The 14,360-nt window shown below is 51.5% G+C and carries 12 protein-coding genes; 4 read left to right on the top strand and 8 right to left on the bottom strand.

Annotated elements, in window-relative coordinates; genetic code table 11:
• Positions 1 to 79: 79 nt before the first annotated feature.
• The 5 genes from ACQE3Y_RS12540 to ACQE3Y_RS12520 form a co-directional block, all read right to left on the bottom strand.
• Positions 80 to 1,495 carry a hypothetical protein gene (locus ACQE3Y_RS12540; RefSeq protein ID WP_426981784.1) on the bottom strand — a complete coding sequence of 472 codons (1,416 nt, stop codon included), beginning with the start codon at positions 1,493 to 1,495 and terminating at the stop codon, positions 80 to 82.
• Between the two features lie 228 nt (positions 1,496 to 1,723).
• The gene (locus ACQE3Y_RS12535; protein WP_426972350.1) at positions 1,724 to 1,912 is read right to left on the bottom strand and encodes a hypothetical protein; all 189 of its coding nucleotides are present in this window, start codon (positions 1,910 to 1,912) and stop codon (positions 1,724 to 1,726) included.
• A 516-nt stretch (positions 1,913 to 2,428) separates the two neighbouring features.
• A complete protein-coding gene (locus ACQE3Y_RS12530; protein WP_426981783.1) occupies positions 2,429 to 3,640 on the bottom strand; it encodes a diguanylate phosphodiesterase in 1,212 nt (403 codons plus the stop codon).
• A 313-nt stretch (positions 3,641 to 3,953) separates the two neighbouring features.
• Positions 3,954 to 4,202, bottom strand: coding sequence for a CsbD family protein (locus ACQE3Y_RS12525; RefSeq protein ID WP_250650120.1), 249 nt, complete (start codon positions 4,200 to 4,202; stop codon positions 3,954 to 3,956).
• Positions 4,203 to 4,772: 570 nt separating this feature from the next.
• Positions 4,773 to 5,471 (bottom strand): CTP synthase C-terminal region-related (seleno)protein, encoded by a 699-nt coding sequence (locus ACQE3Y_RS12520; RefSeq protein ID WP_426972352.1) that lies wholly within the window; start codon positions 5,469 to 5,471, stop codon positions 4,773 to 4,775.
• Between the two features lie 204 nt (positions 5,472 to 5,675).
• Here ACQE3Y_RS12520 and ACQE3Y_RS12515 point away from each other — a divergent pair, with 204 nt between their 5' ends.
• Both ACQE3Y_RS12515 and ACQE3Y_RS12510 read left to right on the top strand, forming a co-directional pair.
• Entirely contained in the window at positions 5,676 to 6,557 is an 882-nt protein-coding gene (locus ACQE3Y_RS12515; protein WP_426972353.1) for an alpha/beta fold hydrolase, read from the top strand.
• Positions 6,558 to 6,791: 234 nt separating this feature from the next.
• Positions 6,792 to 7,439, top strand: a complete 648-nt coding sequence (locus ACQE3Y_RS12510; RefSeq protein WP_426972354.1) for a metallophosphoesterase — start codon at positions 6,792 to 6,794, stop codon at positions 7,437 to 7,439.
• 18 nt (positions 7,440 to 7,457) lie between these two features.
• Here the strand turns inward: ACQE3Y_RS12510 and rsmF are convergent, their stop codons facing one another.
• The 3 genes from rsmF to yebS all read right to left on the bottom strand — a co-directional run bounded on the left by rsmF (position 7,458) and on the right by yebS (position 12,845).
• Positions 7,458 to 8,897 carry a 16S rRNA (cytosine(1407)-C(5))-methyltransferase RsmF gene (gene rsmF / locus ACQE3Y_RS12505; RefSeq protein ID WP_426981782.1) on the bottom strand — a complete coding sequence of 480 codons (1,440 nt, stop codon included), beginning with the start codon at positions 8,895 to 8,897 and terminating at the stop codon, positions 7,458 to 7,460.
• Between the two features lie 104 nt (positions 8,898 to 9,001).
• The gene (locus ACQE3Y_RS12500) at positions 9,002 to 11,638 is read right to left on the bottom strand and encodes an MlaD family protein (protein WP_426981781.1); all 2,637 of its coding nucleotides are present in this window, start codon (positions 11,636 to 11,638) and stop codon (positions 9,002 to 9,004) included.
• Positions 11,604 to 12,845 (bottom strand): membrane integrity lipid transport subunit YebS, encoded by a 1,242-nt coding sequence (gene yebS / locus ACQE3Y_RS12495; RefSeq protein WP_426972360.1) that lies wholly within the window; start codon positions 12,843 to 12,845, stop codon positions 11,604 to 11,606. Before yebS ends, ACQE3Y_RS12500 begins: the two co-directional genes overlap by 35 nt.
• A gap of 218 nt (positions 12,846 to 13,063) precedes the next feature.
• Here yebS and ACQE3Y_RS12490 point away from each other — a divergent pair, with 218 nt between their 5' ends.
• Together ACQE3Y_RS12490 and proQ are read left to right on the top strand one after the other, a co-directional pair.
• Positions 13,064 to 13,564: a GAF domain-containing protein gene (locus tag ACQE3Y_RS12490; RefSeq protein ID WP_085071498.1), complete on the top strand. Its 501-nt coding sequence runs from the start codon at positions 13,064 to 13,066 to the stop codon at positions 13,562 to 13,564.
• Between the two features lie 96 nt (positions 13,565 to 13,660).
• Positions 13,661 to 14,350, top strand: coding sequence for an RNA chaperone ProQ (gene proQ, locus ACQE3Y_RS12485; protein WP_250650115.1), 690 nt, complete (start codon positions 13,661 to 13,663; stop codon positions 14,348 to 14,350).
• Positions 14,351 to 14,360 lie beyond the last annotated feature (10 nt).

The raw sequence follows: 14,360 nt of genomic DNA, 5'->3' as shown, positions 1-14,360 counted from the left end.
TTCCCTGAAACAGAGATTGCGTATAGATGGCAGCCTGATTTACGCTATAGAAATATGTAATAGTTATCAATGCGTTAACCTATAGTGCAACGCCTGCATTCTCCAGCACCTTAATAATTTTAAGGGCACCGGTATAATTAATATGATCGCCATCAAGGAAATCAATGCGATCAAAATCCTGATGCGCGGAAAGATCGTGCAGAACAAAACCATCACCACACAGGCTGTCCAAAAACGTCCGGTTTTCCTGCAACATTCCCTGATGCATATGTTCACGGTAGGCAGCAGGAAAAGGCGGGATGACGTAGTGAACGGTTATGCCACTTTTTTTAGTTTGTTCCGCTATCTCCAGCAGTAAGCGCATGTTCGCTTGCTGGCTAAGCTTATATTTATAATTTTTACTGTGTAATTTTGCTCGTGCTGCGCTGCTGACTGGAGCCTCGCTTTCATCCAGAAAAGCGGCATCTTCTTTTCTCTGCTCCCAAAAATCATGGCATTTTGCCAGGGTTTCAGCACAGTCCAGTTTTTGATGAATATTGTTGAGAGCGGGAACATTCATATGGAAAGGAATGATTTCCGCAGCCCATTCGCAAGCCGTGCGATCAACAAACGACTGTCTGGTTTTATGGTGAGGGATAATATTGTTTAACTGATTGTAATGACTAAGAATATTTACAACACGGATATTCTCTTCCGCTCTGGTTTTGGCCAGTTCATAAAAGAGATCAAACATACCAAACATGATAACGATCTCTTTAACATTCCCTCTCTCAGTGTAATGCGCAATCATCGCCTGAGCCTGTTTCATATCCATACTGTGCATTGCCAGATTAACAGCGGAACGAAGGTTTTTTTGAGGGAATGCATGATAGCAATAAGAGTTGCCAACAATTAAGGTCGCCGGATCTTTATTGATTAAACGAAGATGCTTTTCCTGCAGATAAGCAATGAAAGTATCTTCATTATATGAAAAGGGAGCCGCCTTGTTGAACATCACTTCCTGAAAGTCCGCAATGAGCAGGGCCGCATTAACTTCAGGGAGCGTGAGGATATTAGCCGCATCATGATCGTAGATGATGATTGGCCGCTGGCTTTCAGTAAGCTGCTGGTGAAATGCTGCCGCAGAAACCGGTTCGGTTAAGGTGCATTTGATAAAGTAAAAATTCCCCAGCGCGCTTTTATCCAGATATTGATAAAAATATCCGGCATGTTCTTCATTACCAAAGAAAAATATGTCTAATTTTTGGTGATGAAAAATATTTAACCAGTAATGCCAAAGCGCTTCTTTCAGGCAACCTATTTCAGTCTGCGCCAGCCCGCTTTCCAGCACGGCTGCCACGCTATTCAGCAGATTGATGGTAGGTTCATTATCCATGATAAAGGCGGGATGGTCAGACAGGCATTTCACCAGTTGATTAACCGCTTGCTCTGCATTACTTTCAATGTTTTTAGATAAGCTCTTAATTTCTTTAAGAAAAACCAGTTCCTGTGCCAACGTTCAATCCCCCTTTAATCGTTTTGCTCAGTGTAACGAGCCTGACGATTATCTATGGGAAAATAACGGGGGTAATTAATGCGCTTTTATCAGCATTACTTATGTTTGGGTAATGATCCGGGTAAAAGATATTGCGATGGCAGACCCGTGATTTTCATACTTCAGCATGCTTTTTTGCCAGCAATAAAAAGGGTCGCCATAGCGACCCCATCATCTGTCTTTATGATATCAAACAGCATTCATAGCTGTTACGTTGATGTCAGATCGTAGAATGCCATGTCTGGCAGATTGCTCATCAAAGAAGTCGTTTAAAGCACGAGCAGCGTTTTCGCCATGAATTGGCAAAGACATTTCAACGGCTTTTTCGCCTTTTTTAATGATGAACTTTACGAACCAACTTTTCTTAACTGAACTCATTCTTTGCCTCCCCTGGTGATAAGTCGGGTATCTCCCCGTGATTATTTAATCGGCGAATTTTGCTAAAACTTTAACCATTTTCATGGCAAGTGATCGTTAATGATGACAGCTACTGCTTTTATCATCTTTCTGCGCGCTGGATAACAACGCAACCGGAGGCATATTGTGCCTAAGTTGTGACTGACCTTGAGCTGATGTCGATCAAAATTCATACGCACAGCAGTGTTGACATGATTGGATGTGCACTTTTGCTGACTGAAGGCAACATTTTGTGGGGCTTAACGCAGTTTATACGCATTTATGCACAGGCTACCCCCATTTTCTGTGGATAACTAACCGGCGGTTTTAAACCGCGATTTAATCTGTGGTTAGCCAGTGCGAAAAAGGGTGCTTAGCACACAGAAGAGAAAAGCGTGCGGTGGGTACGGGCGCGCGCATTGGTCAGCGCGCCCGTATCTCGAAAAGAACCCCGGCAGGGATGAAAAGAGGGAACAAGTAAAAAGCGATTGATTTTAATTAATTTTTTTCAGGCCACGCTATAGCAGGAATGCCGTTCAGTTTAGGCCTGGCAAAGAGATCGCCCTGGAAATTACAGATACCTGCGGCTTCCAGCCACATCCATTCTTCCGGTTTTTCTACGCCCGTGGCGATAACGCAAATCTCCAGGGAAGAACAGCATTTGATAATTGCCTGAACAATCGCCTGTTTCGGACCGCTTTTATGGACATCACGAATAATGGTGTGGTCGATTTTTACCCGATCTGGTTGAAATTGCACCAGTAGTGAAAGTCCGGCATATCCTGCGCCAAAATTATCTATAGCAAGGCTGATGCCTGCAGCCTTGAGCTGCTTAATGGCCGTTTCAACTTCCTCGATCCGTGAAATAACTTCGTTCTCAGTGACTTCAACGACGATCTGCTCAGGTACCAGCCCATTTGCTTCAATCTCACTCAACAAAAAATTAACGGCATTCGGGACCATAACCAGCGACATCGGCAGCAGGTTTACAGAAAGCGTTTGTCCTTTAATCCCTAACTTTTTAGCCAGCGCAAAGGCAGCCTTCTTGGATTGCAGATCGTTCCGGTAGATTTTATCGCGCGAAAGCGCTGATAAATCGTCCAAAGGCGAGCCTTCACACACAGGCTTTATCAGAGCTTCAAGCGAGTCTGTTTGACAGGAAAAGGGATCGATAATGGGCTGCATGGCCACGCTAAAGGTTTCGGCTTCGGTGGTCGGCGCTTCCGGCTGAGAAAGGGAGGCGTCATCGCTAATGAAATCCCAGTAATCTGCCGGCGGGATTTCAAAATAGTTCTCTTTTTCCCGGGCTTCAACAAAGGTGCGCAGGAACTGTAGCGCTCTGTCACTATAAGTCAGCTGGTATTTTGAGGTGCCTCTGTCCAGTACGGCCTGAAGAACGCTCTCCTTGTCATATTTCCGGAGATCGAACAGTTCCATTCCTGTATTACCAAAGCGACGCGCAGGTGCGTAATCCCGTAACAGTTCCACCAGGTTATGATGTCGTGGATCGCGGCAAATCGCCGCATAGATGGAAAGCACCGCTTCTTCAGGGCCTTCCAGCAGCTGGAAAAAGTGGGTGCCATTAAACAGTAAAATACCGGTAACGCCATATAATTCATTGTGACTATTGGCCTTAATGACCATTTGCTCCAGCTCTTTAACCGGGACGTCATCGACAAGGTGGCTGCGATAGATAAGGGTAGATAACATAGCGTATTCCGTGGTGTTTGTGTTTATGTTGCACACCTTAACAGAAGCCTTTACGTTGTTGTCCAGATCTATTAAAAAAGCATCAACATCTTTCCTGATCAATGCGTGTTTAGAAAAGTGGCTTAAAGCGGCGTTCCGGAGGTTTTAATGTTATCTGTTGAAAAGAAAAGCTGAGTGGCTTGTTTGACAGGAAGCAAGGCGGGTTGGTTGCGGCAGGGCGCAGAGAGGTCACAGCTTATTAGCAGAGAGGTCACAGCTTATTAATAGGTTAGAGAGGATCAGACTGGCAGGAAGCCTGCCAGTCTGCGAGACGTTATTTACGACCCAGCAAATAACCAAATACTACCCCGACAGCGGCAGCAATAGCTAAGCCACCCATCGGATTGGAAGAGACCTGGCTGCGCACGGTATCAGCGGCATCCCGTACTGCGTAGCTCGCCTGGCTGGCATATTTACGTGCGCTGCCCTGAGCTTCATCAGTATAGCTATCCGTTGCGCGACCGTAAGCTTCCTGAGCCTTACCTGCGCCTTCACGTACTTTATCTTCAACTTTACCTAACATATTTTTCTCCTTTGAAAGCGTTGAGTAAATGAAGTCTAGCAGAAATAAAATTAGCTGCCGCGCAATGGGAAAAAACAGAGCGGATTCACATCGGCTTGGCCTGTTTACCGCAATTTATTGGCAGAAGTTTTACCCACAACGGCATGGTAAATAAATAACGCAGGCATTATCCAGTGAGGACATGCGGTCAGGCATGCAGCTTATTAACTGAATAATATGGTTTTTTTGTCTGTTGTGATTTGTTAATCATCAGGAAGATAAGTCTAATAAAAAAAAGATAAATTAAGATTAATCTGTGCAGGCAGTAGCGTCAGGAAATATTTAAACAGATGAAAAATAATTACGATCTGTGTAAATAAGCCTGTATTGTTGTGAAGCACAGCGTAGTTAAATAAAGCCTCAATAGAAAGGAAATAATTTAACCGATGAGTTGTTTTTTTAGTGTGGTTAATAAGCCAGCGCGAACTTCTTGCCAGGTGAATCCTATTAACGGATAAAAATTTTTGCCGATGCTGATGCTGATGCATTGCAGAGAAGTGAAAAAAGGGAAAGCATTTCCCCTGTTTTAGATCAGTTACGCGCTGCGGCTGCTTTAATCCATGCCAGCACCAGCGGCGAAATTTCCTGGCGTAGCGCTGCGCGTTCAGACTGAAACAGCGTGGCGACAAAAAAGCGGTGGTCGGGCAACTCGATAGCGCGTACATCGCCAGCCATATCATGGGCGCTCATGCGTAATGGAAACGCCTCCAGTTCACGAATAAAGTCGGGGTTAACACCGAAATTACAGCGATAGCCTTCATGCGTCTGCAGACTGCCGTAAGCGTCAGCAATGAGGCTGCCTGGCACCAGCTGCACATCACCGGTTTTCTCAACCAGTGAGCATGCCAGCGGTGTAATCACTAAGCGTCCCGTCTGGTCTGTTTCCGCATGTCCGGCATCGTGCCAGCCCATCACGTTGCGCGCATATTCTACCAGCGCATATTGAAACCCGCCGCAAGAGCCCAGAAACGGAACCTGCTGCTCACGCGCCCAGCGAATAGCGGTAAAGGCACCGCGATCGTGTTGATAAGGGCTGCCGGGCACCAGCCAGATGCCATCATAGCTTGTCAGATCATCTGCGTTATGAATCGAGGTGGTCGGCAGCCAGTCCCAGCTGGCAGTAATATTTAACTCACTTAGCGCCAGAGGAATGGCCAGTGGAATAGCCTGATGTGCAACGGCGGACGGGCGATAATCGCCGACTAAGGCAAGACGAACAGCAGCGGTCATCTTTAGTTTCCTGTGCAGTGAAAAAAAGGAGATGCGTCAAATTCTGCTCCTTTTATAGCGGTTTTGGTTAATTTATGCGATAAAGAGCACAGATTTAAGCGTAGTAAAAGAAGTTATCGCAACGGTCCGGTGGACCAGTCCCTGTGCGATAGCCCGCCGTCCGGCCAACTCATCTTCTTTATAACCGTCACGGGAATCCGTTTAATGCATACCAAACCAGCAATTTTACTGGCAGGCGTTCTGGCGCTCGCTCCTGCATTAGCGCAGGCGGAAACGCAGCACAGCCATTGGGGAACACGTTGGCAGCGACTGCCAGCTACGCCCGTTCCGGTGGCTGGCATGCAAACAGGCTATGCCGATGTAAACGGTATCCAGCTTTATTACGCCACAACAGGCAAAGGCGCGCCGCTTATCCTGCTGCATGGCGGGCTGGCTAACAGTGATTACTGGGGGCTACAGGTTACGGAGCTGGCGAAGCACCATCAGGTGATCCTGGTCGATAGCCGTGGACATGGTCGCAGTACGCGCAATGCGCAGCCTTACGGTTATGATTTGATGACCGACGATGTTATTGCTTTGATGGATCGCCTGCATCTGCCGACAGCCGCCATTGTTGGCTGGAGCGACGGAGCAATTATCGGGCTGGATATGGCGATGCGTTATCCGCAGCGGGTAAGTAAAGTGTTTGCTTTTGCGCCAAACACTACGACGCAGGGCGTAAAAACAGGCACCGAAAAGAATCCGCTGTTTGCGGCTTATATTTCCCGTGCAGAAGAGGAGTATAAAAAGCTGTCGGCCACGCCCAATGATTATGTGCATTTCAGGCGGCAGATTAGCCAGATGTGGCAGTCACAGCCTGGGTGGCGCGACGAAGATTTAGGCAAGATTACAGCACCGGTAATGATTGCTGATGGCGATCATGATGAGGCGAGCGATCGCCATCATCTGGAGCATATTGCCGCAACCATTCCTGATGCCGGCCTGCTGATCCTGCCTACCGTCAGCCATTTTGCCTTTCTGCAGGCGCCGAAAGAGTTCACCGATGCGGTGCTGCACTTTCTTGATGATAAAACATCCCGCACTTGATGTATAAAGGTGCGGCGACCATCTCGCTTAGCCAACAATGAGTTTATGTGCCAGGCGGGCCATAATCTCCAGTAGCAGCAAGTTGCCGCTAAAAAGGCAGATTAGTATAAAAATAAATTTCTTTTGGCTATTCATTCTGTTCCGCAACTGTGAATTGATTCCGCTGCTACACTTTAAAGGCAACAGCCTTAACCGCATATCAACATCTCCCTTACAGCTGTAAGGAAAACCAACATGTTGTATCAATACCTTGATGGTGCTAACTGGCGGCATATTTATATCGTCGGTGATTTGCATGGCTGCCGTGCCTTACTGGATCGCCAACTGCTGGCAGCGCGCTTTGATCCGCAGGAAGATTTGCTGATCTCAGTGGGCGATCTGATCGATCGCGGGCCGGATAGTCTGGGTTGCTTGCGTCTGCTGGCAGAGCCCTGGTTTCGCAGCGTGCGCGGCAATCATGAAGAGATGGCGCTGAACGCGCTGCAGCAGAACGAAACTCTGCTGTGGAAAATGAACGGTGGAGATTGGTTCTGGCGGCTGAATACTGAGCAGCGCGATGAGGCGCAGCGCGCGCTAATACAGTGTCAGACGCTGCCTTTGATCCTGCATATTAGTCTGGAAGAGCGTACTGTGGTTGTGGCGCATGCTGACTATCCGGCAGCGCATTACGCTTATGAACAGCCTGTTAATGAATATGACGTGGCCTGGGGACGCGAACGCATCCATCGTTTACAGCGCGGTCAGGGAGAAATTATTACCGGAGCGGATGATTTCTATTTTGGTCATACACCGCTGGACCAGCCGCTAAGCGGCTGGAACCAACACTTTATTGATACCGGCGCGGTGTTCGGCAATCAACTCACGCTCATTAAAATTCAGTAAGCGGATGCCAGCGTCCGGTTAGCGCCGAAACAGTTTACCGTCGCGCACCAGCTCACGTGGATAGCTGTTTTTCAAACGCTGACCTACCTTTTTCGCCAGGCCAAGCGGCTGTTGTTGCCAGGTCACCAGCACTTCATCGCGTGGCAGCGGTGCCTGTGGCCAGATATCACGCCCGCGATACCACTCTTCCGCTTCATCTTCGCTTAGCTCAACGCTATTGGTGGCATCGGGACAGGCGAGGGCGATCACCGCTTCATGCTGCCAGCGATAGCCTTTGTTGAAAGTTTCCGCCAGCTTCAGCCCAATGCGCGAAAAACGCACCCGCCCAAAAAGCGGCTCTGCTGTGCCGGGAAACAGCCAGATCTCTTTATCACGCTGCCATAGCGAGTGCGAAGAGGGGCAGTGCAGGCCAGATTTTGCAGCAGCCTGAATCACCGTCTGCGCATCTTTACGTGACAGCGGGCTAAAAGGAAACTTGCCAACCTTATAACCTGGCGCAGGCAGTGGTTCCACGCTGTTCGTTTTGCGCAGCCGCGCCACAAAAAAGCCTTCACTATCGAAAAGCTGCGGGAAAACGTGTAAAAAGCCTTCCTGCGTAACGGCTTTATCCGCGCCGGGAAAAAGATCCTTTAGTGTATCGATCTCTACGGCATCAGGATAACGCTGGCAAAGCCACGTCACGACCTGCTGATTTTCCAGCCTGTTCAGAGTACAGGTGGAATAAATCAGCGTGCCGCCGGGCCTGAGCGCATGAAAAGCGCTGTCGATCAGATCGCGCTGGGTGGCGGCGATAGCGTGAGTACTTTCCAGCGTCCAGTTGCGCAGGGCGTCGGGGTCTTTACGAATCACACCTTCGCCAGAGCAGGGAGCATCAAGCAGAATGGCATCAAACGTTTCCGGCAGCGCCGGGCCAAAGACGCGCCCGTCAAAATGGGTGATTGCCGTATTGCTGATACCGCAGCGGCTGATATTTGCGTGCAACACTTTTACCCGGCTGGCCGCATACTCATTAGCGACAATCACACCCTGGTTATTCATCAGCGCCGCCATCTGGGTCGTTTTCGAGCCGGGCGCAGCCGCCACATCCATCACGCGCTCAGGTTGCGGCTGTACAGCAAACAGCGCGCTAACCGGCAACATCGAGCTGGCCTCCTGGATATAAAAGAGTCCGCTGAGATGTTCAGCGACGCTGCCCAGCGGCAAGGCCTCATCTTCTTCGCTGCGCGTTATCCAGAAACCTTCAGCACACCAGGGGATCGGCGTGAGCTGCCAGCCATAGTCAGCCGTCTGGCTTAAAAAATCCGCCACGCTGATTTTCAGCGTATTCACACGCAGGCTGCGGCGCAGCGGCTGCTGGCTGATAGCCAGAAAGTCCTGCAGACTGGCTTCATCGGGCAGCGTTTGCCGCATCAGGTCAAGAAAGGCCTCAGGGAAAGGGGCTCGGGATTGTTGGGGCACGACAGAGTTCCGGTAGTTGCAAAAAAATCAGGCGGGAAGTGTACCACAGCCAGGGCAAAAGCTGATGAAGAGGGGAGCCTGACAGCCAGACTCCCCTCAGGCGATCAGGAGGAGGGGATTGCCGTCCCCCATTTACGCCACTCTTTCGGCTCGCCATCCTGCAGCAGGAAATGTTTGCCGGAAGAGGCCCGTGGCGCCAGCGGCACCGTTGGCGGCGTGGCAAACTGAATGCCCCCGCGAATAAACTGCTGGAAGGTGCCGGTTTTCACAACGCCGCCAATCAGGCCAAACTCCAGGTTATAGCCAGAGGCCAGCCAGAACACCGAGTTGTTGCGCACCAGATGCTGATACTTTTTGCTGATGCGCAGCTGAACCTGCACGCGATCCGCCATGCTGCCGAGCGAGGTGCCGGTTACCGTACCAACCTCAACGCCCCGGAACAGTACCGGCGTGCCGATGCCCAGCGATCCCGCTTCCGGCGCATCAACCACAATATTCAACCCGTCCAGATAGCGTGAGTCAGTAATGGTGGTTTCCTGCAGCTCAAAACGGCGCGTCAGGCTGCCTTTACCCGGATCAACGTTGATATAAGGCTGCAACAGCGTTTCCAGGTGATTGACCCCGGTAGCGGATATTTCCGGCGACACTACCGAGAAACGGCTACCGTTGCGGGCGAAGCTTTGCACATATTCCGGATACAGCACCGCTTTGGCGATAACCTGATTATGATCCTGGCTGAGCGCCAGCGACTCCACCTGACCAATATCAATACCCAGGTAGCGAATCGGCATGTTGGCAGAGAGCTTGCTGCCATCATAGGTGTGCAGCAGAATCTGGCTGCCGACGGCGCGAGCGGCAGTTTCAGAGCTGTAGAGCACACGCGTTTCATTTTTGCTGCTGCTGGCTCCTTCAAGGTTATCAAAACTGATGGCACCGCGCAGCGCCCGGTTCAGCGGTGAGGCCTGAACCGTCAGCCCGCTGCCGTTGAGCTGCACTTTGGCCCCGCCTTCCGCCCAGAACACACTATCAGGGGTCAGCAGCTTGCGATATTCCGGCTTAATATGCACCGCCACCACAAACTCGTTGGCCTTCGGCGTCACATCAACGATTTCACCTACCTGGAACTTGCGATAGAGCACCACTGAACCGGGCTGAATATCTGGCAGGCTGTTAGCCGTCAGCGTCAGGGTGGTCGGCGGACGTTCGCCGGTAATGCCTTCCTCCGCCTTCTCCGCATTGGCGTAGAGCGGATACCGATCGCGCGGCGCGCCTTTGCTACCGGGCTCCAGGCGAATACCGCCATCTACCCATTCACTGGCGCTGGCACCCAATACTTTCATGCCATCAAGACCAAATTTAACGTCCAGTCGGCTATTGATAATAAATTTGCTGTCGGCATGTACCAGCTGGCGATGTTCCGGGGCAATTGCCGCTTCGAACTCCACCCCTTTTTCGGTGAGGTGGCGACGGATCACCTGACCAATCTGAATGCCGCGCAGCACAACCGGCTGGCCCGCATCAATGCCGTAGCTTTCCGGCGCGCTCAGGCGCACGGTCAGCACATCAGGCTGCTGTAGCAGCGCCTCGTTGCTTTGGCGGACCTGAAAACGATTTTGCGGGTCGCCCTCGCCAGGAATCAGTTCCAGCGTGGTGCCGGTGAGCAGCGAACTCAGGTTAGGATTATTCAGGGTAACTTTCGGACTACGCATCTCAATACGCGTACCGCTGCGCATCAGACCCACCACGGAAGGATCCAGCGTCAGCTCGCCAATCACGGTGCCGCCGGGCTGTAGCGTCATTTTGGTCAGGGTACCCACTTCCAGTCCCTGATAAATCAGCGGCGTGCTGCCTTCCTGCAAACCCTTGCCATTGGGCAGATCGAGCGTAACGATGACGCCACGCTGGCTATGTGCCAGATCGGGATAAAGCTGATAGCTGCTTTCGCTGGCGGCCTGCTGTGACGCGGGCGGAGAGTCAAAGGCGATAGCGCCGTTCACCAGCGCCGCAAGGCTTTCCAGCTCTACTTTCGCCCCGCTAAGGTTCACATCCGCCTTAACACCGGAAACGTTCCAGAAGCGACTATCCTTTTTCACCAGATTAGTGAAGCGGCGCTCGATCAGCGCATCAATAGTTACGCCGTTATTATCGGGATTAATCGTGTAATCATAGACGCGGCCGACCGGGATTTTGCGGTAGTAGACGGGCGAGCCGGTATTTAGCGAACCCAAATCCGGCGCGTTTAAATGCACCATCATCTCACCGGTATTAACACGGTATCTGGGCTGCGTATCCAGCGCGACGAAGTTTTCGCGGCGCGGCCCGCTCTTGCCGGGCATCATACCGATGTAGTTACCGCCGACTAAGGCATCCAGCCCGGAAACGCCCGCCAGCGAAGCTTTGGGCGTCACCAGCCAGAATTGCGCATCTTCACGCAACGCGTCGCGCATGTCGCTTTTAATACTGACGCGTACCTTGATTTTACGCAGATCGTCGCTGAGGCTGATGCCCTGCACGGTGCCAACCTCAACGCCCTGATAGCGTACCGGCGTGCGACCCGGCACGATGCCGTCCGCCTGGGCAAAGTCGATGGTTACCGTGGTGCCGCGCTCCTGATAGTTGGTCCACAGCAGCCAACCGGCAATCATCAGAGCGATAAAAGGCAGCAGCCAGAACGGCGAAATTTTACGCTTGTTGGTTATCCGCGCTCTAGTCGGTGTAGTCGGCGTTTGTTGCATGAGCATCCCAAATAAGACGGCTATCCAGCCACTGTACGGCAAGGATAGTTAAAATTACCGCGGCGCCAAAATAGAAGGCGGCCGGTCCCATAGTAAAAGCCAGCAGCTGGTCACGATTCACCAGCGACATGGTTAACGAAATCACAAACAGATCCAGCATTGACCAACGCCCCACCCAGGTCACCAGGCGCAGCAGCCGGATACGGGTTTTTAGCCCTTGCTGACAGCGAAAATGAATACTGAGCAACAGCACCAGCAGCACCAGCACCTTGGTAAAAGGCACCAGAATACTGGCGATAAACACAACCGCCGCCACCGGGATATTGCCGGAGGCCAGCGACAGAATGCCGGAGAAGATGGTATCTTCCTGACGCGCGCCGTTGAGATAAATGATAGAAATTGGCAGCAGGTTGGCCGGTATCAGAAACACGATGGCTGCAATGAGCGCCGCCCACGATTTTTGCAGGCTCAGGGGGCGACGATAAGCAAGACGTGTATGGCAGCGCGGACAGCGTCCACGATCGTCCGGCAAGCCGGTATGATGACAGTTCAGGCAAACCTGTAGCTTCTCCTGCGCAACTTCCGCCTGCGGCTGCGGATAGAAGCGATGCCACAGCTGCTCCATATTCAAATGGATCATGGTTAACAGGCTAAGGATCATCAGTGCGATAAACGCCACCAGCCCATAGCCAATGTCGATATCGGCATAATCTTTTACCTTAATAGAGGCGACCGCAACGCCCATCAGGTAGATATCCAGCATGACCCACTCTTTCAGGCGCTCCAGCATCAGCAGTACCGGGCGCAAATTCATGCCCAGTCGGTTGCCGAAAAACAGAAAGCCGATAGCGCCGACCAGCGTAACCGGCGCGCCAATGGTGCAGAAAGTCACCATCGCAGCGGTCAGCACGTCACCCTGCATGGTCATCTGCATAATGCCCGTCAGAACGTTGGCGCGAATGGGCGTGCCCAACAGGCGGATCTGGATAAGCGGCTCGATAAATGCAAAAGGCATTAACAGCAGCATGGTCACCGCCATGGCCATCAAACGGGTCATCGACCAGTCCCGGCCGGTCATGATTTTAGCGTTGCAGCGCGGACAATGAGCAGACTGGCACGATTTAACATCCGGTAAGGAAAAAAGGGTATCGCATTGCGGGCAACGCTGATAACGTTCATGGGGCAGAACGTGACTGATAGTATGTATTTTCATATAGTGAAGCAGTGACCCTCATCGTGCAGATAAGCACGGTCCTTGAATGATGCAAAACGGACGCTGAGGGGCATAGCCCGTTTTGATAATCCGATCCGCAAGATACTAAGGTTATATTAACTGCCGGAATCCTTCACCTTGTGGCAATGGATATTTAATGCTTATTTTACCGGACGGCTCAATTGTAGCCGTCCGCTTGCTTTTAAGATGGTCAGAAAATGAACAAACAAGAATTTTATCACGATCTTAACCGCGATCTGCGTGCGCTTATCGCTGGTGAAACCAGTTTTCTCGCCGCGTTAAGCAACAGCAGCGCGCTACTGTTTGAGCGTCTGGAAGAGGTTAACTGGGCAGGTTTCTACCTGTTAACCGAAGAGAAGACGCTGGTGCTGGGGCCGTTCCAGGGCAAAATCGCCTGCGTACGCATTCCGGTTGGCCGTGGCGTGTGTGGCACGGCAGTTGCAGAGAAAAACGTGCAGCGTGTGGATGACGTGCATGCATTCCCGGGTCATATCGCCTGTGATGCCGCCAGTAACGCTGAAATCGTGCTGCCGCTGATCGTCGATGGCGAGGTGATCGGGGTACTGGATATCGACAGTACGCGCTTTAATCGCTTCGACAGTGAAGATGAAACTGGCCTGCAAACCTTTACCAGTGAGCTTTGCAACGTGTTAGCCCAAAGCGATGTTAAAAAATATATTCATCTGAATCGTGGCTAAAGCGCTGGATTTCGTGGCAATTGCTGATGGGGTCATTATAATGTCGCCTGTTCATGCCCGCGCTGGTTGGCAAACCCGTTGTAATCAGGAAATTTCATGGAAAATCAACCTAAGTTGAATAGCAGTAAAGAAGTCATCGCCTGGCTTGCGGAGCGTTTCCCGCACTGCTTTAGTGCCGAAGGTGAAGCGCGTCCGCTTAAAATCGGTATCTTTCAAGACCTCGTCGAACGTGTTCAGGGTGAAATGAACCTGAGCAAAACGCAGCTACGTTCCGCTCTGCGTCTTTATACCTCCAGCTGGCGCTATCTGTACGGCGTTAAAGCGGGCGCAACCCGTGTTGATCTGGATGGCAATGCCTGCGGTGAGCTGGAAGAGCAGCATGTTGAACATGCGCGTAAGCAGCTTGAAGAGGCTAAAGCCCGTATTCAACAGCAGCGTCAGCAGCAGCAGGCGAAAAAGCGTGAAGCGGGTGCCGGTGAAGATGCGCCTGCGCGTCGTCCGCGTAAAGCCGCCAGCCGTAAACCTGCCGAAGGTGGTCAGCCTGCGCGCAAAGCCCGCACCAGTGAGGCGCGCCCGGCTCAGGATCGTGCGCCTGCCGCACCGCGTCAGCCGCGTCCGCAACCCGTTACCGACACTTCAGCGCTGCAGCCTGGTCAAAATATTAAAGTTAAAGCTGGCAAAAGCGCAATGGACGCCACTGTTCTTGAGATCTCCAAGGATGGCGTCCGGGTACAGCTGGCATCCGGCCTGGCAATGATCGTACGCGCAGAACATTTACAGTTCTGAAACGGAGGCC

The organism is Pantoea sp. FN0305 (assembly GCF_050113845.1).
GTDB classification, from domain to species: Bacteria; Pseudomonadota; Gammaproteobacteria; order Enterobacterales; family Enterobacteriaceae; genus Mixta; species Mixta alhagi.
Note: the sequence above shows the minus strand (reverse complement) of the source record. Positions and strands in the feature narration are given on the sequence as shown.

Bases quoted from the DNA above. Each gene is read 5' to 3' on its own strand.
- ACQE3Y_RS12525 (WP_250650120.1), bottom strand. From the start codon at position 4,202: ATGTTAGGTAAAGTTGAAGATAAAGTACGTGAAGGCGCAGGTAAGGCT.
- ACQE3Y_RS12530 (WP_426981783.1), bottom strand. From the start codon at position 3,640: ATGTTATCTACCCTTATCTATCGCAGCCACCTTGTCGATGACGTCCCG.
- ACQE3Y_RS12515 (WP_426972353.1), top strand. From the start codon at position 5,676: ATGCATACCAAACCAGCAATTTTACTGGCAGGCGTTCTGGCGCTCGCT.
- ACQE3Y_RS12520 (WP_426972352.1), bottom strand. From the start codon at position 5,471: ATGACCGCTGCTGTTCGTCTTGCCTTAGTCGGCGATTATCGCCCGTCC.
- proQ (WP_250650115.1), top strand. From the start codon at position 13,661: ATGGAAAATCAACCTAAGTTGAATAGCAGTAAAGAAGTCATCGCCTGG.
- ACQE3Y_RS12510 (WP_426972354.1), top strand. From the start codon at position 6,792: ATGTTGTATCAATACCTTGATGGTGCTAACTGGCGGCATATTTATATC.
- ACQE3Y_RS12490 (WP_085071498.1), top strand. From the start codon at position 13,064: ATGAACAAACAAGAATTTTATCACGATCTTAACCGCGATCTGCGTGCG.
- ACQE3Y_RS12535 (WP_426972350.1), bottom strand. From the start codon at position 1,912: ATGAGTTCAGTTAAGAAAAGTTGGTTCGTAAAGTTCATCATTAAAAAA.
- yebS (WP_426972360.1), bottom strand. From the start codon at position 12,845: ATGAAAATACATACTATCAGTCACGTTCTGCCCCATGAACGTTATCAG.
- ACQE3Y_RS12500 (WP_426981781.1), bottom strand. From the start codon at position 11,638: ATGCTCATGCAACAAACGCCGACTACACCGACTAGAGCGCGGATAACC.